This window comes from Pseudodesulfovibrio karagichevae (genome assembly GCF_041414475.1).
GTDB classification, from domain to species: domain Bacteria; phylum Desulfobacterota; class Desulfovibrionia; order Desulfovibrionales; family Desulfovibrionaceae; genus Pseudodesulfovibrio; species Pseudodesulfovibrio karagichevae.
Map to the genome: position 1 here is coordinate 1 of NZ_JBGLYH010000043.1, position 20662 is coordinate 20662.

A 20662-nucleotide genomic window follows, 5' to 3' on the forward strand; every position below is an offset into this window, starting at 1 on the left:
TCCAGGGCATAGGCACCTCCAGGCTCTCATGCCCAAAGTGTTACCCATGTTCCCGGGCTAATGTGTTACCTATGTACCCGGGCTGTACCCCCTTTCCCCCTTCCCCCGGACCCCCATCCCCCTTTCCCTCCGAAACTTTTTGTTTCCGCTTCGCGGGGAGAGTTACGCCAATTGGTTTTCATTTCAAAACGACGTCCCCCGCGTGCGCACGGATTCCGCCGAAGGCGGCGATAAAAAGTTCTGGAGGGGGAGTCCAGAGGGGGAACCTCTTCCAAGAGGTTCCCCCTCTGGCCGCCGGAGGCAAAAAAAGGCCGGGCGCGCAACAGCGCACCCGGCCTTTTTTATTTGTCTCGCCGCCTAGCTGTGGCAGGGCGGGATGCGTTGGCGCGGGGGGCGGGGGATGAACCGGCCTTGGCCGGGTCGGGCGGTGACCTGGCCGTTTTCGAAGACGACGTCGCCGGACAGGATGGTCATGACGGGCGAGCCGGTGAAGGTCATGCCTTCGAACACGCTGTAGTCGATGGCGTGGCGGTGGGTCTTGATCGACACGGTGTGTTGTTTTTTCGGGTCCCAGAGGACCACGTCGGCGTCGGCGCCGGGCGCGATGACGCCCTTGCGCGGGTGGATGTTGTAGATTTTCGCGGCGTTGGTGGAGGTCACGGCCACGAACTGTTCCGGGGTGATGCGGCCCTTGGCCACGCCTTCGCTGAAGACGATGCGCATGCGGTCTTCGAGGCCGGGCGCGCCGTTGGGGATCTTGGTGAAGTTGTCGAGGCCCCGGTTGCGGTCGGCCTGGGTGAAGGTGCAGTTGTCGCTGGCCGTGACCTGGATGTCGCCGCGGCGGATGCCTTCCCACAGGGCCTCGCGGTGCTCGGGAGAGCGGAAGGGCGGGCTCATGACGTAGCGGGCGGCGATCTCGGGGTCGTTGTTGAAATAGACGGACTCGTCCAGGAGCAGGTGGCCGCACAGGGATTCGGCGTAGACCTCCTGGCCGGACTGCCGGGCGCGGGTCACGGCGTGCAGGGCGTCCTCGCAGCTCATGTGCACGATGTACAGCGGCGCGCCCGCGATCTTGGCTAAAGCGATGGCGTGGTAGGTGGCCTCGCCCTCGGCGATGGGCGGCCGGGACAGGGCGTGGCCCTTGGGGTGGGTGATACCCTTTTCGAGCAGCTTCTTCTGCATGTAGGCGATGATCTCGTCGTTCTCGGCGTGCACGGTGCAGAGCGCCCCGAGTTCGCGGGCCAGGGAGAAGCTGGCGAGCATCTGGTCGGGCTCGAGCATGAGCGAGCCCTTGTAGGTGGTGAAGTGCTTGAAGGAGTTGATGCCGCGTTCCTCGGCCAGGACGCGCAGCTCTTTCGCGGCCTGCTCGTCGAACCAGGTCACGGTGGCGTGGTAGGAGTAGTGGCAGGTGGCCTTGGCCGCGCGTTCCATGCAGATGTCGCAGGCCTCCAGGTAGGACTGGCCGTACTTGGGGTTGATGAAGTCGATGACCATGGTGGTCCCGCCGGACAGGGCCGCGAGGCCGCCGTTGTCGAAGCCGTCGGCGGTGCGGGTGACCGGGGTGGGCATCTCCAGGTGGGTGTGCGGGTCGATGCCGCCGGGGATGACCATGAGGCCCTGGGCGTTGATGACGCGGTAGTCCGGGCCTGCGCTGAGGTTGGGGGCCACTTCCTTGATTTCGTCGTTCTCGATGCGCACGTCCGCGTTTTCCGAGCGGTCCGCGTTCACGACCAGGCCGTTTTTGATGAGCAGTTTCATTATGTTGCCTCGTGTTCCGGTCAGGCCTGCACGGAGCGCCGCCGGAACCATTCGCTGATGACGATGACCAGGATGTTGAACAGGACGATGAGCATGGCCAGGGCGTTCAGGCTCGGGGAGAGGTGGAACCGGAAGTCCGAGGCCACCAGCACGGACAGGGGCTGGGCCCGGCCGCTGGTGAAGTAGGAGACCGTGTACTCGGCGTTGGACAGGACAAAGGAGACGAACGATCCGGCCAGGATGCCGTTCTTCATGAGCGGCAGGGTGACCCGGCGGAAGGTCTGCCAGGGCGTGGCCCCGAGGTCTCCGGCGGCCTCCTCCAGGCGCTTGTCCACGCGGAACAGGACCGAGGCGATGATCACGGTGACGAAGGGCAGGATGATCATGGCCTGGGAGATCCACACGGTGTAGAGGCCCTTGGCGATGCCCACGTCGTTGAGGAAGGTCACCTGGGCGATGGCGAAGATGAGTTTGGGCACGAAGAAGGGCAGCACGAGCAGGGCCAGGAAGGCGGTCTTGCCCTTGAACTTGTGGCGCGTCAGGACCAGGGCGGCCATGGAGCCGAGCACCGTGGTGATGATGGTCACCGGGAAGGCCACGGCCATGGTGGTCAAAAGGCCCTTGAAGATGCGGCCGTCGTGCAGGATCTGGTTGTACCAGTCGAAGGTGAATCCGGTCAGGGGGAAGGCGATCATGTCCGAGGAGTTCAGGGAGAACAGGCCCATGAGCATGATCGGCAGGTAGACGAAGCCGTAGACCGCGATGGAGTAGCCGCGCAGGGCGGCCCAGCCGGAGATGCGCATTATTTCGCCCCCCTGATGCCGCGTCCCCAGGGGGACTTGTAGAAGAGGTACACGGTGGCGGTGATGAACGCGGCCATGGCGGTCAGCAGCACCCAGGCCAGGGCCGATCCCGTGGGCCAGTCAAAGGCCGCGCCGAACATGTCGTGGATGGCGCTGGTCACGGTCACGCCCGAGGACCCGCCGATGAGCTGCGGGGTCAGGTAGTCGCCGACCACCAGCACGAAGACCATCATGAAGCCCGCGATGAGCCCGGCCCCGGTCAGGGGCAGTACCACCTTGAAGAAGGTGGCGGTGTGGCGGCAGCCCAGGTCCATGGCGGCTTCGAGGTAGGAGTCGTCCATGGCCTCGATGGCCGCCCACAGGGGCAGGACCATGAACGGCAGGTAGTTGTAGGTCAGGACCACCACCGTGGAAAAGGGCGAGAACAGGAGCACCCAGATGGGCTCCTTGATGATCCCCAGCCACATGAGCAGGGAGTTGAGCACGCCCTCGGCGCCGAGGACCACCCGCCAAGCGAAGATGCGGATCAGGTCGCCGGTGTACAGCGGGATGAGCAGCAGGGTCAGCAGCGGGGCCTTGTAGACCTTGACCCGTTTCGCGATGAAGAAGGCCAGGGGGTAGGCGATGACCGAGCAGATGGCCGCGATGCCGATGCCGTACAGCAGCGCCTTGACCACCAGGCCCCGGTAGGTCGCGCTTTCGAGCACCCGGGCGTAGTTGGCCAGGGTGGGCTCGCGGACGATGGCCACGAAGTCCACCTGGAAAAAACTGTAGCTGAAGAGCACGGCCAGGGGGGCCACGCAGAAGACGGCCAGGAACAGGACGTTGGGTCCGGTCAGGGCCAGCAGGGTCAGTTGCCGGACGCGGTCGATGCGCTTTGAGCTCATAGCGCGCCGCCTCCCTCGGGGGGCGTGCCGTGGACCACGCGCAGCCGGTGGCCCGGCACGGCCAGGTCCAGGGATTCGCCGGGCTCGGCCGGGACGTCGTGGGAGAGCCTGGCCACGATGCGCTGCCCGGCCACCTCCACCTCGACCATCTTGACGCTGCCCTGGAAGACCACGTGGGTGACCGTGGCCTTGAAGGTCATGGACTGCGCCTCGGGCGCGCCCACGGGCTGGGTGTCCTCGGCCCGGATGCACAGGCAGGCGGGCTCGTTCACGGCGACCGTGGGGCTGCACGCGGCCTCGATGGTCCCGAGCGGGGTCTCGATGGCCGCCTTGCCGGACGACGTGTCGACCGAGATGACCGTGCCCGAAACGAGGTTCGCGCCGCCGATGAAGTCGGCTACGTAGGCGTTGACCGGGGCGTGGTAGATCTCCTCGGGGCAGGCCGCCTGCTCGATGCGTCCGCCGTTCATGACGATGATGACGTCGGACAGGGCAAAGGCCTCCTCCTGGTCGTGGGTGACGTAGAGGAAGCTCATGGCCAGCCGCTGTTGGAGGTCCTTGAGCTCCACCTGCATGTGGCGGCGCATCTTGAGGTCCAGCGCGCCCAGCGGTTCGTCGAGCAGGAGCAGCTTGGGCTCGTTGACGAAGGCGCGGGCGAGGGCCACGCGCTGCTGCTGTCCGCCCGAGAGCTGGGACGGGTAGCGGGCGGCCATGGACTCCATCTTGACGGTTTCGAGCGCCTTGTCCACGCGCCGTTTGACCTCGATCTTGGGGAGCCCCCGCAGGTTCAGGCCGAAGGCCACGTTGTCGGCCACGCGCAGGTGCGGGAACAGGGCGTAGTTCTGGAAGACCGTGTTGATGGGCCGCTCGTAGGGCATGACGCCCATGAGGGGCTGGCCCTGGAGGGTCAGCGAGCCGTCGGTCACGGACTCGAACCCGCCGATCATGCGCAGGATGGTGGTCTTGCCGCAGCCGGACGGGCCCAGGATGGTCACGAAGCAGTCGTCCGGGATGTCGAAGTCCACCCCGTGCACGGCGCGGAACGACCCGTAGTCCTTGATCAGGCCCCGGGCCTCCAGCAGGACGCTGGAGGCCGGGGTCGTTGTGCAATGGCGGTTCATGTATTAGCTGGCCTTCACTTCGTTCCAGATGCGGACCCACTTGCCATAGTCGGCCGGGTTCTCCTTCCAGACGAAGCTGTCCATGACGCTGAGGTCCTTGATGAAGATGCGGTCCTGCTCCTCCGGGGTCAGCCTGTCGCGGGCCGTGGAGGTGGAGATGGCGTACGGGCCGTCCAGGGCGAGCTTGTAGCCGTAGTCCGGGTCGAGCACGTAGTTGATCAGCTCGTGGGCGGCTGCGGCCCCTTCCGGGGAGGCGTCCTTGGGGATGGCGCAGGTGTCGCACCAGCCGATGACCCCTTCCTTGGGCTTGGCCATGCCCATGTCGATGCCCTTGGCGCGCAGGTCGTAGTAGGGCGGGACCCAGGAGAAGGCGCAGACCACTTCGCCGGTGGCGAACAGGTTGGTCAGGTCGGCGATGGAGTTCCAGTAGGTGCGCAGCAGCTTCTTCTGGGCGATGCAGGCCTTCTTGCATTCGGCCAGTTCCTTGTCGTCCATCTTGAAGATGCGCTCGCGCGGGATGCCGACGTACATGGCGGCGATGGCGATGGCCTCCAGGGCATAGTCGCGCATGGCCAGGCGGCCCTTGTACTTCTCGCCCTCGAACAGGGTGGACCAGTCGGGCTCCTTGTCCATGAGGTCGGCGCGGTAGACGATGGGGTTGATGCCCCAGTAGAACGGGATGCCGTAGGTCTTACCGTCCTTCTTGCCCAGCGGGGTGTTCATGAACGGGGCGTAGCGCTTGGCCGCGTTGGGAATCTTGGAAAGGTCCAGCGGCTGGAGCAGGTCGGCCGCCACGTAGAGCTCGACCTTGTCCAGTCCGGGGGTGATCAGATCCCAGTCGGCCCCGCCGCCCGCGCGGATCTTGGCGAACTGTTCGTCATCGGAGCCGATGAACCCCTTGTCGATGGAAATGCCGGTGGATTTGACGAAGTCGGCCACGTACTTGTCGTAGGCCAGGTTCTCCCAGGTCAGCCAGTGCACGGCCTTGTCGGCGGCCCAGGACAAGCCCGGAACCGAGCCGAGCATGGTGCCCATGGCGCCCATTGCCGAATATTTCAGGAACTCCCTTCTGCGCATACGTCCTCCTTGGTGTGGTGCTGCTCGGTTGGCGGGCGAGCGTTGTTGATGCGGACAACTTGAGCAATATGCGTACCACCGAGCGAATGGAGATGGGCTGGATTGTTCAAAATGTAAAAAACAACGGATTGATTGTAGGGCATATTTTCCAGTTTTTCCGTTATTGCAAAAAATCGGCAGCCATTGGCCCGTCTGACTTGCGGCCGGTTTCGGGCCGGGCGCACGGACCGCGTTCAGGGCTCGTTTCGGACCTGGCGAGGTTCTTGCCGAACACGTTCCGAACGCCTCGCGGCGGGGACGTCATTTGTATCATTTTGAGAATATGCGGGCGTGCGGCTGACTGTATGGCGGTTTCAACTTGTTGATATGGCGACTTTTCAGGCCGTTCGGGGATGGAAAAAGAACGGGTTATCGAAGTGATACTCAGGTTGACAATTATGTGTCACACAAATCGGGGCGGGCCGGGCGGGGAGGCGGGTTTGTTCTTGCGGAATATGCCACCGGGGGGTATGTTGCGTTTCTCCACGTGAACACGGGAGCGCGCCGGTCTCTTTCGTCACCGGCCGGGACCGCGGACCGCCTCGGGCGGGAAGCGGTTTTTTCACTGGCTCCGACCGACCGGGCCTGGCTTTCCGGGCCGTTTCGCCAACCTCAACCCCACATCGTCCAAGACATGAAATCCAATCTCTCCGAATTCACTCCGCTTGCCCCCCTCGACCTGGCCGCTCCGGCCTCTGACGACCTCGAAACCTTCAAGCCCGAGAACGTCTGTTCCAAGATGATCCGCTACAAGGTGGAGAACGGCCGGTTGACCCGCCTGGACTTCACCGGCGGTTGCGACGGCAACCTCAAGGCCATCTCCGCCCTGGTGGAGGGCATGAAGGTCACGGACGTGGTCGACAAGCTCAAGGGCATCACCTGCGGCAAGAAGGACACTTCCTGCGTCGACCAGCTCTGCGTCGCCCTGCTGGGCGCCGCCCGCTGATCCGAAACCCTTATCCGGATACCGGCCGGGCCGCCCTGGCGGGCTTCTTCGCGCCCCAGGGGCAGACCTTGATGCATACGCCGCAGATGGACGAGCCGATGTTCTCCATCCTGGCGCAGACCTCGCGCACGTGGTGCACGCAGCGCTCGAAGTGCAGGGCTTCGTCCCTGGACGCGTAGTGCGAGTCGGTGTTCACGTTCCTGATGGCTCCGGCCGGGCAGGCGTCCGTGCACTTGGTGCAGCCGCCGCAGCGGTTTTTGAGGGGCTCGTCCGGGACCAGGTCCGCGTCGGTCAGCACCGTGACCAGCCGGATGCGCGGCCCGAAGTCCGGGCTGACCGTGAGCAGGCTCTTGCCCTGCCAGCCGATCCCGGCGGCCACGGCCACGGCCTTGTGCGACAGGTAGGAGACGTTGCGCACCGCGTCGAGCACCTGGCTCGCGGGCAGGGGCATGGCCCGGGCTCCGCGTTCCTCGATGTACCGCGTGACCCGCAGCGCCGCCTCGTCCAGTAGCGCGTTCACCCGTGAGTAGTGCGCGGCGTAGATCGGCGTGGGCCGGTCCGTGATGGTCTCGATGATCGGCCCGCTCAGGGCCACGGCCATGGACACCGCGAAGCGGAATCCGTCCAGCAGGTCCGGGGGCGTGGTCTCGATGCCCCGGAGCCGGTCGAGGTCCGCGATGCACGCCACGGTCGCGCCCGCATCCACCGCGTGTTTCTTGAGTTCTTCAGTGTTCATGCGGGCAGGCTAGCAGCGCCCGCGCCTTCTTACAAGCGAACGTTCCCGTCACATTTCCCCGGGTTGGGACAACGCACGGGACGGCTTCCTCCGGCCGTCCGTTTGCCGCAGGGGCCCTTCTGTGCTATGCTGGTCCGTTGTATGGACCGCAATCAATGAGGCAGGGAGGGACATGAAGACGTTTTTCACCTTATGGAACGAATCGGCGGTAACCTCGCTCGGCCTGTTCTGGACGGCCTTCTGGGCCTTCGGGCTGGGCTATCTCGTCAGCAGCCTGATCCAGGTCTTCGTCACCCGCAGCCGCATGAAGCGGGGCATGGGCACGGCCTCGGCCGGGAGCGTCGCGTTCGGCACCTTCTTCGGCTTCCTGTCCAGCTCGTGCAGCTTCGCGGCCCTGTCCACCACCCGCTCGCTCTTCGCAAAGGGGGCCGGGCTGGTGCCCGCCCTGGCCTTCATGCTCTCCTCCACCAACCTGGTGGTGGAGCTGGGGATCATCATCGCCCTGTTCCTCTCCTGGCAGTTCGTGGTCGGCGAATACCTGGGCGGCGTCCTGCTCATCGCCTTCATGTGGGCCGTGGTCGCCCTGACCCTGCCGGACGGGCTGGAGGAGAAGGCCAGGGAGCACGCCCGCGAAAGGGCCGGGGACGGCGACGGGGACGAGAACCCGGACTGGCGGACCCTGATCCGCTCGCCCGAGGGCTGGCTCAGAGTGGCCCGGCGCTACGGCATGGAGTGGGACATGGTCTGGAAGGACGTGGCCATCGGCTTCACCGTGGCGGGCATCATCGCGACCTTCGTGCCGCGCGACTTTTTCCAGACCCTGTTCATCGACTCCGGGGCGGCCCATCCGGCCTTCTGGCAGGTCCTGGCCCAGGCCCTGGTCGGCCCGGTCGCGGCCTTCTTCACCTTCATCGGGTCCATGGGCAACGTGCCCCTGGCCGCCGTGCTCTTCACCAACGGCGTCAGCTTCGCCGGGGTCATGGCCTTCCTGTTCAGCGACCTGGTGGTCTTCCCGGTGGTCCGCATCCAGGCGGGCTACTACGGCTGGAAGATGGCCCTCTACCTCGTCGGCGTCCTGCTCCTGGCCCTGGTGGCCACGTCCGTGGTCCTACACTACGGGTTCGCCGCCTTCGACATGCTGCCCCGGAGCACGGCCGGGAAGATCATGGCCGACCGCGAATTCTTCGCCGTGGACTACACCATGTTTCTGGATATCGCCTTCGCGGTCATGTCCGGGGCCTTCTGGCTGTGGAAGCGGAGGGCCGACCGCGCCGAGATGGCCGCGCGCATGGACCACGCCTCCGGCCACGGGGGGATGTCCCACGGCCACGGCGGCATGTCCCACGGTTCGCCCGGCCTGGGCGACCGCCTGCTCTTCTGGTTCGCCATGGCCGCCTTCGCCTGGCTGGCCGGAGGCGTGTCCGTCCCCCTGCTCGCGGGCTGACCGGCCGCCGCGCATTATCATCCCGCAAAATCCCTGTGTGAACGCGCAAGACCCGTGGCAATGGCCTTGCAATATCGCGCCAGCACGACCTGAATCTTGCAAAGCGGGGATTTTTTCGCATCGCGTAAAAATTATTATTCAATAAAATCAAATAAGTGAAAAAATTATTTTGATATCGGCCCAGGCGGCATGCCCTATGCAAAGTTGGGTGGAAAGAAACGCGACCACCCAACAAGGAGTGAGGATAATGGAAATAGTATTTAGCGCACACGGTCACTCATGCGACCTTGCACTGCATCCGGTTTCCGCGAAGACGGCCCGCACCATCGAGAAGTACGGATCCGAGGTCTACTCCATGAGAGCCCTGGAATGGTGGCGCAAGGGCAAGACCGCCACTTGGGGCATGCGCATCGACGACATGTGCAACATCCAGGTTTCGGTGGACGGCAAGCCCGTGGAGTTCGATTACAACCGCATCATCGCCAATCCGCTGAAGATCCGCCGCCGCATGTACCTCGACAGCCGGGCCAAGTACCTCTGCGTGCTCGGCTTCGACAATGAAATATGCAAGTTTTCCTGGAAGTGGAGCGATGTCTCCGAGTACGACCCCTCCAAGTTCGAGTTCATGGTCCACCAGTGGGACCGCATCATGGGCGAAGAGGGCTACTACATCCTGGACGAAATCCGCTACGGCAACGAGTTCGCCACCAGCCACGACTGGTGCGACGCCTCGGGTTTCACCCTGGTGGCTCCGCGCATCATCGACCTCGAAGAGGTTCGGCGCGAGCTGGCCCAGGGAGGTCCGGAGCACATCGGCCCCGCTTTCCCCTCCCCCCAACACACCACACCTTCTCCCAAGTCCCCGGAGTAGTCCGGGCACTCCTCTTCCCGTCAGGGGCATCCGCAAGCCCCGCAGGGCAGGCCCCGTGCAGCAATGCGCGGGGCCTTAGGTTTTTCGGGCCTGCCCGCCGGGGGCGTCCCCCGCAAACCGGAACCCCCGCGCCTTGCGACGCGGGGGTTCTCTGCTTGGGGTGGGGTGAGGGGAGGGGTTTAAATATCGTCCGACTCGAGCCGCGCGGGATGTTCCACGTCCACGGCCGGTTGCAGGTGCAGGGTCACGGTGGTGCCCTGGCCGGGGCGGCTGGCCAGGGTCACGCTGCCCCCGGACTCCTCGATGATCTTCTTGATCAGGGGCAGGCCCAGCCCGTTGCCGCCCGCCTTGGTGGAGTAGAAGGGGTTGAAGGCGCGGTCCAACTCGGTCTCGCTCATGCCCGTGCCCGTGTCCGTGATGCGCACGATCACGTCGCCGTCGCCCATGGACAGGGCGATGACGATCTCGCCGCCGTCGGGCATGGCCTCGATGGAGTTCTTGGTGATGTTCACCAGGCACTGCTTCAGGGAATCGGCGTCGCCCTGGACCGCGGGCAGGTGGTCCGCGGCCCGGATGACGATGCTGTAGCCCTGGCGGCCGTAGCCCACGTCCATGAGCTCGGCCACGTCGCGGCACACGGCCACCAGGTCCACGGCCGAGCCCGGGCCGGGGGTGGGGCGCACGAAATTGAGCATGTTGGTCAGGAGCTTGTCCAGGCGTTGGGTCTCCTCCACGATGATCTGGACCTTTTCACGCTCCTGGGCGTCCAGCTTGGGGGAGCGCAGCAAGGCGTTGGCGAACCCGCCCACCGCGTACAGCGGGTTGCGGATCTCGTGGGCCAGGTAGGTGGATATCTCGCCGATGATGGCGAACTTGTCCTGCTGCTGCTTGTACTTCTCGCGCTGGGTCCGCTCGGTGATGTCGCGGTGCATGACCATGATGTGGGACATCTGCCCGCGCATGTCGAAGATGGGGTAGGCGTAGAGCCGGTAGTACTGGAGCAGGCCGCTGCCGTTGACCCGGGTGACCATGGCCTCTTCCTTGCGGCCGCTGAGGAGCGTCTTGTGGAAGGGGCAGACCGGGTCGAGCTGGCTGCAGAAGGTCGAGCCGTCCCGGAGCCGGGCAGCCTCCCAGCACGGCCTACCCAGCAGCTCCTTGCGCGGCAGGCCCGCCCGCTGCCAGACCGTGCGGTTCAGGTCCTGGATGTTCCCGCTCTTGTCCAGCAGGAAGATGTCCTCTCGGATTTCGTCGATGATGGACTGGATCAGGGAGCGCTGGTGGTCCAGGCTGGTCATGTAGTGGCCCTTGACCACGGCCATGTCGTGCAGCCCGCACAGGAAGATCAGCTCCCGGTGGTCGATGAGCGCCACGGTGTCGGGCAGCTCCCGGCGCAGGGCGGTCGTGATCCCCCGGTCGCCCGTGATCTCCACCACCAGGTTGATCTCCGGGTGGGCGTCGAGCATCTCCCGGTAGGTCGGGTAGACGGGGCAGGTCTCGCAGTCCTCGGGCAGGGGCTCGTTGGGGTTGGTGTCGCTGATGGCCGACAGGCACATCTCGGGCAGGAATTCGCGGAAGGCCTCGTTGTAGATGATGTCGAGCATGACCCGGAGCATGGAGCCGGTGCCGACGATGCCCACGTTGAAGGGGCCGAGGGTCCCGTTCCAGTAGCAGACGCCGAGGTTTTCGTATGCGAAATCGTCCATGAACGTTCTCCGGTCCGTCCTTTTGGCCGCGCGGCCTATCTGGTTCCCGATCCGTCTATCAGTTCCGATACCCCGATCTCGCCGTGCCGCAGGAGCTTGCGCTCCATGGCCCGCTGCACGGTCTCGAGGATCTCCGGCATGGACGCGGGCTTGAGCAGGTAGTCGAAGACCCCGTTGTGCAGCAGCTTCATGGCGTCGCTGATGGAGGTGTGCCCGGTCAGGCAGACCGTCTCCACGTCGAAGCCCTGCAACTGTATTTCGTTGAAGGTCTCCGAGCCCGACATGCCGGGCATCTTCATGTCCAGCAGGACCACGTCGAACTCGTTCGTGGCCAGCTTGTTCAGGGCGTCGAGCCCGCTTTCGGCCGAGTCCACGCTAAAGCCCTCCGCGCTCAGCAGGCGGCACAGGGACTGCCGGAACCGGTCTTCGTCGTCGACCACGAGGATTCTCGCCTTGTGGGTCATGGTACACCTCTTATCGTTTGATGGGAATGCGCACCGTGAAGGCCGCTCCCTTGCCCGGGGAGGACGTCACCAGGATGTCCCCGCCCAGTTCGTTGATGATTCGCAGGCTGACCGACAGGCCGAGCCCCGTGCCCTGTCCGGGGGCCTTGGTGGTGAAGAACGGGTCGAAGATGCGTTTGCGGTGCTCCTCGCTGATGCCCGGCCCGGTGTCCCGAATCTCGGTGCAGGCCATGGTCCCCTCGCGGTAGGTGGTGATGAAGATGTCCCCGTTTTTGTCCACGGCCTGGACCGCGTTGATGAGCAGGTTCAGGAAGACCTGGCGCAGCAGGGGCGGGTCCGAGATCACGGTGGGCAGGTCCGGGTCCGGCCGCCGGTGGATGTGGATGCCCCGTGGCCCGGATTCGCGCTCCACCAGTTCGAGCATGTCCTCCACCAGCTGGTTGATGTCCGCCGGCTGGGACACGGGCTTGCGGTTGCGGGCCAGGTCCAGGAGCTTGTGGGTGATGTCCGAGCAGCGGGAGACCTGGGCGTAGATGACGTTCAGGCTGGTCCGGACCTCCTCCAGCACCTCGGGCAGGGTCTCGGGCGTGGGCGCGGCGGCCAGGTTGTAGCGCATGAGCTCGGCCTCCTGAAGGATGATGTTCAGGGGGTTGTTGATCTCGTGGGCGATGCCCGTGGACAGCTCGCCCAGCGCCAGGACCCGCTGGGACTGGATGAGCTGGTCGCCCATCTCGCTGCGTTCGGCCTCGGCCTGGTCCAGCCAGCGCGAGGAGGCCCAGAGCAGGAGCCACATGCCTGCGGCCACGGCCAGGGCCGAGGCCAGGGCCAGGCCGTCCCCGGTGCGTCCGTGGAACCATGCGGCCGCGCCCACGGCCAGGCAGGAGACCGGATAGGCGGAGCGGCCGAGCATGACCACCCGTCGCGCGTAGGTCAGGCTCATCGCTGTCCCCGCCTCTCGATGCGCAGCGTGGCGTGCTCGTAGGCCGCCCGGATGCGTCCGAGCAGGTTGTCGATGGAGAACGGCTTGAGGATGTAGTCGTAGGCCCCGAGGCTGATGCCTTCGATGCCCGACTGCAGTGAGCCGTGACCGGTGAGCATGATGACCTCGGTGTCGCGGAACCGCTTGCGGATCTCCTTGAGGGTGTCGATGCCGGACAGCCCGGGCATGCGCACGTCGAGGATGACCACGTCCACGGGGTTCTCCCGGAGGAAGGCCAGGGCCGCCTCGCCGTTGGTCACGGTGTCCACGTGCACGTTGCGCTTGGCCAGCCGCCGCTGGATGAGCTTCAGGAAATCGGGTTCGTCGTCGACCACTAGTACGCGGATCTGAGTCATTGTTCCTCCTTGCCGCCCGGGAATTGCGGACCGGTGAAGGGCAGGCGGATGGTGAAGGTCGTGCCCTGCCCGGGTTCGCTGTTGACCCTGATGGTCCCGCCCAGCTTGCTCAGGGTGCTGTACACGATGGAAAGCCCCAGCCCGGTTCCCTCGCCGGTGGGCTTGGTGGTGAAGAACGGGTCGAATACCTTGGCCAGGTTCTCCTTGGAAATGCCTTCTCCGCTGTCGGCGATGTTCAGGACCACCCCGTCGCGCCCGGTCCGGGTGACCACCGTGATCTCGCCGTCGCGGTCGATGGCGTCGATGGCGTTCTCCAGCAGGTTCAGGATGACCTGCTGCAACTGGTTGGCGTCGGTGGTGATCAGCGGCAGTTCCGGGTCCAGGTCGGTCTTGAGCACGATGTTGCGGTGCCGGGTCTCGTTCTCCAGGAAGGAGGCGGTCTGGTTGGCCAGCATGTTCAGGTCCACGTCCTCCTGGAGCGGCTCCATGCGCCGGGCGAAGCCGAGCATGCGGTGGGTCACGGTGCGGGCGCGCTCCACGTGGCGGTCGATGTCCGAAACCGCCTCCTCGAGTTCATCCACGGCCGGGCCCTCGCCCAGCTCGCCGTCGTTGATGATGTCCCGGATCCAGCCCGCGCTCTCGCGGATGATGGACAGGGGATTGTTGACCTCGTGGGCCACTCCGGCGGCCAGCTTGCCCAGGGAGGCCATCTTGCTCGACTGCATGATGGCCGCGTCCATGTCCGCGCGCTGGCGGTCCGAGGCCCGCAGGCGCGCCACGGCCGAGGACACGGTCAGGTAGGCGCCGAGGAAGATCATCAGCCCGCAGGTGCCGAGCAGGGCGTAGACGATGGAGCGGGTGCGCACCAGGGGGGAGAGCTCCTCGTCCGGGTTCTCGGTGATGACCAGCCGCCAGTTGGTGTCGGGCAGGGGGGTGATTCCGGCGATGACCGGAACGCCGTCCCGCCGCCAGGAGGCGATCTCCACGCCCTCGCTCTGCCGGTACGGGGGCAGGGCGACCTTGTCCAAGGCCTTGCCGCCGAAGCGCGACGGGGACTGGAGCACGTCCTTGTCGTTGATGATGTAGGCGTCGCCCTGCTGGCCGGTGCGCACGTTGCGCACCAGCGAGGTGAACACCTCGGAGTCGATGGTCGCCCGCAGAATCCAGGTCCTGCCCGCCTCCTGGCGCTTCACCGCGATGATGAAGTGCGGGAAGTTGCGAAAGCCCATGAACACGTCGCTGACGTACAGTCCCTTGAGCATGACCTGGTGGAACCACGGCGCGTCGCGGTAGTTCACGTCCATCAGGTCAAACGGCCCGCAGTACGCCTCGTGGCCGCCGTTCTGGCCGATGACCCCGATGTCGAAGAACGAGCTGGACGTGCCGTGGACCGCGGCGAAGACCCGGTTCAGGTAGTCCTGGTTGGACATCTCGTCGAAGGAGTGGATGTCGGCCAGCATCTGGAGCTGGACCACCCGCTCGTTCAGGAACATGGAGATGGCGTCCCGCCGGTTGGCGACCATGAGCCGCAGGTTGTCGGTCAGCTTCTCCTCGTAGGTCTGCCGGAATTCGTTGTGGATGACATAGCCCAGGGCGAAAAGCGGGACCAGGGAGAGCCCCAGGGTGATCAGCACCAGGTACCACTTGAGCCGGGAATACGGTGTGGAGGTCATGCCGCGCACCCCGCTTCACGGAGCTCGCCGGGCAACCTCTCCAGCAGTTCCTCGATGTCCGACTCGAACTTGTCGCGGTAGCGGATGACCATGGACGGGTCGGCCATGGACATGTCTATCTGCCGGGTGTGCATGAGCAGGTAGCCGAGCACGGCCATGGCCTGTTCCACGGCCTCGCGGCTGACGCCTTCCAGCCGGGCGAACAGGGCGTCCTCGCGGATTTCGGCGATGAAGCCGCGCTTCTCCAGGATCTCGGCCACCAGGCGCGAGCGAAGGTGGCGGCGGTCCATGCTCGCCCCGCCTCCCTTGAACTGGAACAGGGCGTAGTTCACGTTGGGGTCGTCGCCCGCAAACCCTTCGATGGTGCAGAAGTGGAAGCCGAACCGCGATTGCAGGTTGCAGTAGCGGCCGCCCACGATGAAGTAGTTGCGCTCGCCCATGTCGTTGCGCGCCCCGGCTTCCAGGGCCGGGTTCTGGGCCGCGCTGGTCATGACGGACATGAAGCTGTCCAGGTGCGGGACCGGCGGTCCCTCCCAGGGCACGGCCATCATGCCGTACCACAGGGCGCGCATGGGGCTGGAGCGGACGGCCTCGATGCCGATGCTCCGGCTGGAGTCCGCGAGCCCGGCGCCGTCCGTCGAGGTGCCCCCGCCGATGTCCACCAGCCAGTACTGCATGGCCCGCTCTCCGGCCAGCCTGCGCGCGCCCGACACCGGCCGGTCGCCCTGCGTGAACATCTCGGCCACCGCCTTCTCGTGGCAGAACCGGGTGATGTCGTGCATGGACCGGCACCCCTCGGGTCGGAACTCCGGGGATTCCGGGTCGGTCAGGCCGAGCGGGGTGATGAACTTCAGGACCCGTTCCAGGGCCAGCCCCACGTCCGTGGCGCGCACCTTGGCGGCCGGGCGGGCCTCACGCTGGATCATCCGCTTGCGCCGGCCCAGGTAGATGGTCCCGTTGGTCCCGTTGACCGTGATCACGCCCACGCCGGAGAGCCGCTCCACCGCCCCGGGCGCGCCGATGAGCGCCGGTACGGCGTATTCCCTGGCCACGTTAGCCAGATGGCCCACGGAACTGCCGAACTCGGCCACCAGGGCCGCGGCCCGGGGCAGCAGGGCGGAAAGTTGCGGCCGGGCGTTGCGGGCCAGCAGGACCGCGCCGTCCGGGAAGCGGAACATGTCCTCCTCGGTCTCCACCTTGACCACGTAGCCTGCGGCCGCGCCCGGACTGGCCGGGATGCACCCGGACAGGATGGCCAGGCCCCGGCTCTCCTCGTCCTCGGACCAGGCCTCGGCCCTGGAGTCGGACGGGGCCTCGCAGATGGCCAGGGGGCGGCATTGCAGGATGACGAGCAGTCCTTCGCGGTCCTTGGCCCATTCGATGTCCTGGGGGTGGCCGAAGTGGGCCTCGATGCGCAGGGCCAGGGCGGCCAGCCGCTCGGCGTCGTGGTCGGAGATGGCCGGGGCCAGTTCCTTGCCGCCGTAGAGCTTCTCCTTGCGCACCTTGCCGCCGGAGGTCAGGACGAAGCGGATTTCCTTGTCCGCGATGTCCCGGCTTCTGATCCTGCCGGTCTCGCGGTCCACGATGAAGGAGTCGGCCATGGAGCTGCCGTCCACCACGGCGCAGGGCAGGCCGGGCACCGCGTTGACGATGACCGCGTCCGAGTCGCCGCCCACCGGGGGCCTGGTGTAGATCACCCCGCCCGCCACGGCGTCGATCATCTCCATGCATCCGGCGGCCATGACCATTGCGTCCTCGCGCAGCCCCCGGTTGCGCACGTAGGTGATGGCCGTGGCCGAGTACATGCTCGAGATGACCGCGCGGTAGGCGTCGGTCACCTGGGCGGGCTTGACCCCCAGTTTGGAGATGAACTGCCCGGCGAACCCGGTCTGCTCCGAGTCCTCGCCGAGCGCGCTCGACCGCACCGCGAAACGGATGTCGCCCAGCCGGGCGCACTGTTCGCGCACGGCCTCCTCCAGCTCGCGCGGCATGGGGGCCAGGTCGATGGCCTGGCGGATGTTCCGCGCCAGGTCGTTCAGCTCCTCCAGGGTGGTCCCGTCGTGGATCTGGATGAGCCGGTTGATCTCGTCGTCCAGGCCGGTCTCCTCCATGAACAGGCGGAAGGCCGAGGCCGTGATGGCGAAGCCGCGCGGCACCACCGCGCCGAGTTCGGCCCGGATTTCGGCGAGCAGGGCCACCTTGGACCCGGTCTCGGGCAGGTCTATGGCGCGCAGGTCGCGCATGCGGACGACCGGGGGACCGAGCGGCCCCTTGGACGGACCGGCGAAGGCCTGGTCCATGTCCCGGACGATCCCGTTGAACACGTCGCGCAGGCCGTCGTACTTGCCGGGGGCCATGCGGCACAGCCGCTCGATCATCTGGCGGACGCTGGAGGCCACCATGACGCTGTACGCCCGCACCCGGGTGATCCCGGACGGGTGCCCGGACCGGGCCGCGTCCGTCATTTCGGCCATGAGCTCCAGGGCCTTGCCGTTGGCCGCGAGAAGGAGCCGGAAGTCTTCGGACTTGTTAAGGAAGTTTTCAACCGCTTCCCGCTTTCCCTCGGGATTGCCGTGGATGAAGTGGAACAGGGTCTTGAGGGCGGTCTTCATGGCGAACCTCCGGGGCTACGGTTGGCCGCGATGGCGGGCGCGGACGGCGTCCAGCACCTTGAAATAGAGCTCGTCGGTGCCCACGGGCTTGAGCAGGAAGTCGAAGGCCCCCATGTCCATGCCCTCGATGAGCACGCCGGAGTCGGCGTGGCCGGTCAGGATGATGACCGGCAGGTCCGGGGCGATGGCCTTGATCCGCCGCAGGGTCTCGAGTCCGTTCATCTCCGGCATCATGACGTCGAGGATGACCACGTCGAACCCGTTCTCGCGGACGCGGTCGATGGCCTGCTGGCCGCTCGAGGCCTCGGTGATCTCCACGTTCCGGCGCTTGAAGCGGCGCGCGTAGGCGGTCAGGAAGTCGGGTTCGTCATCGACCAGGAGCAGGCGTATCTTTTTCATGGCGGTCCTCCCGTTTGTGGCCTCCCGTCCGGAGCCGGGGGCGGGGGCATGCCCCCGGCCGGATGGGGAGGGTAAGGAATGCAGGCGCGCGGGTTGCCCGTAGCGCGGGGGACATTCCTATTGGAACAAGTGCTTCAGTTCGGCGACCATGGGCGCGGCGCTCCAGAAAAACAGGAGCAGGACCACGACCGTCATGGCGATGAGCAGGGCGGATCGCAGTTTGCCGATCCCGGTCCCCTTGTGCAGGCCCACGACGATGAGCACGGCGCGCACCGGCTCCATGATGATGGCCAGGCCGGGTATCCAGGAGACGACCATGACCGCGCCGCTGGCGTAGGCGTATATGTTGAAGATGCGGCCGAAGGGCACGCGCTCCTGGCCGGTCATGCGGACCAGGATGAAGGTGATGACCGCCCCGAAGGCGGGCATCAGGATGGCGTTGGCCATCATGATGATCCCCATGGACAGGGAATTCTCGAAGAAGTAGGCCATGCTCACCGAGCAGTAGAACAGGGCCGAGATCATCAGGAAGAGCAGGGCCCGGCGCGAGCCGGTTTCCTCCGCCGTCTTCTCGAAGTGTCGGGCCGGAGTGCGCATGACGTCCATCAGCGTCTCGAAATAGTCCTTGATCCCCATCCGTGCGGTGTTCTCGCGTGTCGCTTCCATGGTGCCCCCCATGTTTTGCAGGTCGGTGCGTCTAGAAGAATCCCCTGGTGCATTCCACGACGCCCCACAGCATCATGGCCATGGTCAGCACGAAGAGGATGCGCCGTTCGGTCCGCTTGCTGAAGTAGGTCACGCCGTTCTCGTGGACGAAACCGTCTTTCTGTTCGCTGTCTTCCCTGTTCATATTGCGTTCCTTTTGTTGACCGGCGGCCCGCCCGAGGCGGGCCGCCGGGTTGTCGGTTTTCGGTTCAGGGTCGTCAGAAGCTTGGTAGACTGCCGAACCCTATGCCGCTCCAGTAGACCGCTGTCAGGATGACGATCACGATGTTGGCGACGAACCACATGGGCACGCCCACACGCAGGTAGTCCTTGGGCTCCAGATAGCCGGAGGCGTAGACGATGGCGTTGGGCGGGGTGCCGATGATCAGGCAGTAGGCGAAGGAAGACGCCACTGCGGTGGCCATGGCCATGAACGGCAGGAAGGTGGTGCCGGGGTGCACGATGCTGGCCATGTTCAGGGTGATGGGACCGACCGCGGCGGCTGCCGGGCCGTCGGCCATCAGGTTGGTCAGCACGGCGGTCAGGCCGTTGGAGGTCAGCATCAGCGGGATGCCGTGGTCCATGCCCAGCGGGGCCAGCAGGTCGATGACCGACTGGGCCAGCCAGTAGGCGGCGCCGGTCTTGTCCAGGGTGCGGCCGAAGATGATCGCGCCCGCGTACAGCCAGACAACGCCCCAGTCGACCTTCTCCTGGTAGTCGCGCCAGTTGACGACGCCGGCCAGCAGGTAGGCGACCGCGCCGGCGACCGCGATGACGCCGATGCCGAGACGGATGGGGTAGATGCCCATGTTGTAGAATTCCTTCTCGGTGAACCACCCGAAGACCATGACGACGAAGATGACCATCGCCCAGATCTGGTTCCTGTTCCACTTGCCCATCTTGCTGATCTCGCCCTCAAGGTGCTTCATGGCCGGGGCCAGGGAAGTGATCCGGGGCTTGAAGAGCATGTTGGAGGCGAACCAGGTGATCGGGATCATGACGAAGATGAAGGGCATGCAGTACATCATCCACTGTGCGTAGCCGATGTCCATGCCGAACATGTCGGTCAGGTAGGTCATCATGATGACGTTGCGGGCGCCGCCGGACGGAGCGCCGGGGCCGCCGATGTTGCAGGCCATGGCGATGCAGATCATCAGCATCTTGGCCAGTTCCTTGTCCTCGGGAATCTCGTCGGTCAGGCTGTTCTGGTAGAGCAGCATGCCGATGGGCAGGAACATGGCGGCCAGGGCGTGGTCGGAGATGAACGCCGCCAGCGGAGTGATGACGACGAAGAAGATCAGGGTGATCCAACGGACGTTGGGCACGGCCAGTTTCTTGAACATCATGAGGCACATGCGCTTGTCCACGCCCGTCTTGACGAACGCGGCCGCGAACATGAGCGAGCCCATGATGAACCAGACCGCGTCGTCCCAGTACAGCCCCGCCACCTCGCTGCGCGAGACTACGCCGGTGAAGACCAGGATCAGGCCGATGCAGAACGCCACGCCGGGCAGCGGCATGCACTCGGTCATGAAGCAGAAGACCACGAAGACGACCATGGCGATGGCCACCTTGATGCTCCAGGCCCCCTTGTTGGCGGTCTTCTGGTCCTTCTTGGACAGTTCCTGATAGTCAAGACCCTTCATGCGCTTGTCGAAGGCGCCCTTCATGATGGTCATGTATTTGTCGGTCGGGATGTTCTCGCCAACAAAGGTCAGGGCGCGCTTGAAGTTGGCCGAATCCGCGGGGATCTTGTACTTCTTGGCCCACTTCTCGTTGCGCTTCATCAAGCGCTCCTTGGACAGGGCGCCCATGCGCATGTTCTGCTCCATCATGCGGGCGGTCAGGATCTGCCACTGCTCGCAGTCGGAGCTTTTCTTTTGAAAGAGCTGTTCGCACAGGTGGTTGGTCACGACCTTGGGGCCGATCGAATACTGCATGCCCACCATCTTCATCCCCTGGGGGGTCGGAAGGAGCAGGATCACAACGAACAGCACCACCGGGATTATGAGCAACTTCCAGTTGACGAACTTGTCGTAACCGGTTGCTTTCTTCTTTGCTTGTGCCATGTCTTAACCTCTTGTCGGGA

19 protein-coding genes are annotated in these 20662 nt (G+C 65.3%); 3 read left to right on the forward strand and 16 right to left on the reverse strand.

Going from position 1 to position 20662, the window contains the following annotated elements:
* Positions 1-357: 357 nt before the first annotated feature.
* Genes hydA through AB6M95_RS13825 form a run of 5 tightly spaced genes read right to left on the reverse strand, consistent with a single transcriptional unit; the run spans position 358 to position 5646 of the window.
* Entirely contained in the window at positions 358-1758 is a 1401-nt protein-coding gene (hydA, locus tag AB6M95_RS13805) for a dihydropyrimidinase (protein ID WP_371387328.1), read from the reverse strand.
* 20 nt (positions 1759-1778) lie between these two features.
* The gene (locus AB6M95_RS13810) at positions 1779-2561 is read right to left on the reverse strand and encodes an ABC transporter permease (RefSeq protein ID WP_371387329.1); all 783 of its coding nucleotides are present in this window, start codon (positions 2559-2561) and stop codon (positions 1779-1781) included.
* Positions 2561-3448, reverse strand: a complete 888-nt coding sequence (locus tag AB6M95_RS13815) for an ABC transporter permease (protein ID WP_371387330.1) — start codon at positions 3446-3448, stop codon at positions 2561-2563. Before AB6M95_RS13815 ends, AB6M95_RS13810 begins: the two co-directional genes overlap by 1 nt.
* On the reverse strand, positions 3445-4569 hold the full coding sequence (locus tag AB6M95_RS13820) for an ABC transporter ATP-binding protein (protein ID WP_371387331.1): 1125 nt from the start codon (positions 4567-4569) through the stop codon (positions 3445-3447). Before AB6M95_RS13820 ends, AB6M95_RS13815 begins: the two co-directional genes overlap by 4 nt.
* A 3-nt stretch (positions 4570-4572) precedes the next feature.
* Positions 4573-5646: an ABC transporter substrate-binding protein gene (locus AB6M95_RS13825; RefSeq protein ID WP_371387332.1), complete on the reverse strand. Its 1074-nt coding sequence runs from the start codon at positions 5644-5646 to the stop codon at positions 4573-4575.
* Between the two features lie 673 nt (positions 5647-6319).
* Here AB6M95_RS13825 and AB6M95_RS13830 point away from each other — a divergent pair.
* Positions 6320-6631: a TIGR03905 family TSCPD domain-containing protein gene (locus tag AB6M95_RS13830; protein ID WP_371387333.1), complete on the forward strand. Its 312-nt coding sequence runs from the start codon at positions 6320-6322 to the stop codon at positions 6629-6631.
* A 10-nt stretch (positions 6632-6641) separates the two neighbouring features.
* On the opposite strand, the gene AB6M95_RS13835 is transcribed toward AB6M95_RS13830, so the two are convergent.
* Positions 6642-7367 carry a 4Fe-4S double cluster binding domain-containing protein gene (locus AB6M95_RS13835; RefSeq protein WP_371387334.1) on the reverse strand — a complete coding sequence of 242 codons (726 nt, stop codon included), beginning with the start codon at positions 7365-7367 and terminating at the stop codon, positions 6642-6644.
* 172 nt (positions 7368-7539) lie between these two features.
* Here AB6M95_RS13835 and AB6M95_RS13840 point away from each other — a divergent pair, with 172 nt between their 5' ends.
* Positions 7540-8811, forward strand: coding sequence for a permease (locus AB6M95_RS13840; protein ID WP_371387335.1), 1272 nt, complete (start codon positions 7540-7542; stop codon positions 8809-8811).
* A gap of 355 nt (positions 8812-9166) precedes the next feature.
* Positions 9167-9682, forward strand: a complete 516-nt coding sequence (locus AB6M95_RS13845) for a hypothetical protein (RefSeq protein WP_371387336.1) — start codon at positions 9167-9169, stop codon at positions 9680-9682.
* A gap of 179 nt (positions 9683-9861) precedes the next feature.
* Here AB6M95_RS13845 and AB6M95_RS13850 read toward each other — a convergent pair whose 3' ends face one another.
* The 10 genes from AB6M95_RS13850 to AB6M95_RS13895 form a co-directional block, all read right to left on the reverse strand.
* Positions 9862-11385, reverse strand: a complete 1524-nt coding sequence (locus AB6M95_RS13850; RefSeq protein WP_371387337.1) for an ATP-binding protein — start codon at positions 11383-11385, stop codon at positions 9862-9864.
* 35 nt (positions 11386-11420) lie between these two features.
* Positions 11421-11849 (reverse strand): response regulator, encoded by a 429-nt coding sequence (locus AB6M95_RS13855; RefSeq protein WP_371387338.1) that lies wholly within the window; start codon positions 11847-11849, stop codon positions 11421-11423.
* Positions 11850-11859: 10 nt separating this feature from the next.
* Positions 11860-12789, reverse strand: a complete 930-nt coding sequence (locus tag AB6M95_RS13860) for a sensor histidine kinase (protein ID WP_371387339.1) — start codon at positions 12787-12789, stop codon at positions 11860-11862.
* On the reverse strand, positions 12786-13184 hold the full coding sequence (locus tag AB6M95_RS13865) for a sigma-54-dependent transcriptional regulator (protein ID WP_371387340.1): 399 nt from the start codon (positions 13182-13184) through the stop codon (positions 12786-12788). The genes AB6M95_RS13860 and AB6M95_RS13865 overlap by 4 nt, the downstream gene beginning before the upstream one ends.
* On the reverse strand, positions 13181-14857 hold the full coding sequence (locus tag AB6M95_RS13870) for a sensor histidine kinase (protein ID WP_371387341.1): 1677 nt from the start codon (positions 14855-14857) through the stop codon (positions 13181-13183). Before AB6M95_RS13870 ends, AB6M95_RS13865 begins: the two co-directional genes overlap by 4 nt.
* Positions 14854-17469, reverse strand: coding sequence for a PEP/pyruvate-binding domain-containing protein (locus AB6M95_RS13875; protein WP_371387342.1), 2616 nt, complete (start codon positions 17467-17469; stop codon positions 14854-14856). The genes AB6M95_RS13870 and AB6M95_RS13875 overlap by 4 nt, the downstream gene beginning before the upstream one ends.
* A gap of 15 nt (positions 17470-17484) precedes the next feature.
* Positions 17485-17868, reverse strand: coding sequence for a response regulator (locus AB6M95_RS13880; RefSeq protein ID WP_371387343.1), 384 nt, complete (start codon positions 17866-17868; stop codon positions 17485-17487).
* Between the two features lie 117 nt (positions 17869-17985).
* A complete protein-coding gene (locus tag AB6M95_RS13885; protein ID WP_371387344.1) occupies positions 17986-18534 on the reverse strand; it encodes a Yip1 family protein in 549 nt (182 codons plus the stop codon).
* Positions 18535-18565: 31 nt separating this feature from the next.
* Positions 18566-18718, reverse strand: coding sequence for a hypothetical protein (locus tag AB6M95_RS13890; RefSeq protein WP_371387345.1), 153 nt, complete (start codon positions 18716-18718; stop codon positions 18566-18568).
* A gap of 73 nt (positions 18719-18791) precedes the next feature.
* On the reverse strand, positions 18792-20642 hold the full coding sequence (locus AB6M95_RS13895) for an SLC13 family permease (protein ID WP_371387346.1): 1851 nt from the start codon (positions 20640-20642) through the stop codon (positions 18792-18794).
* Positions 20643-20662: the final 20 nt, after the last annotated feature.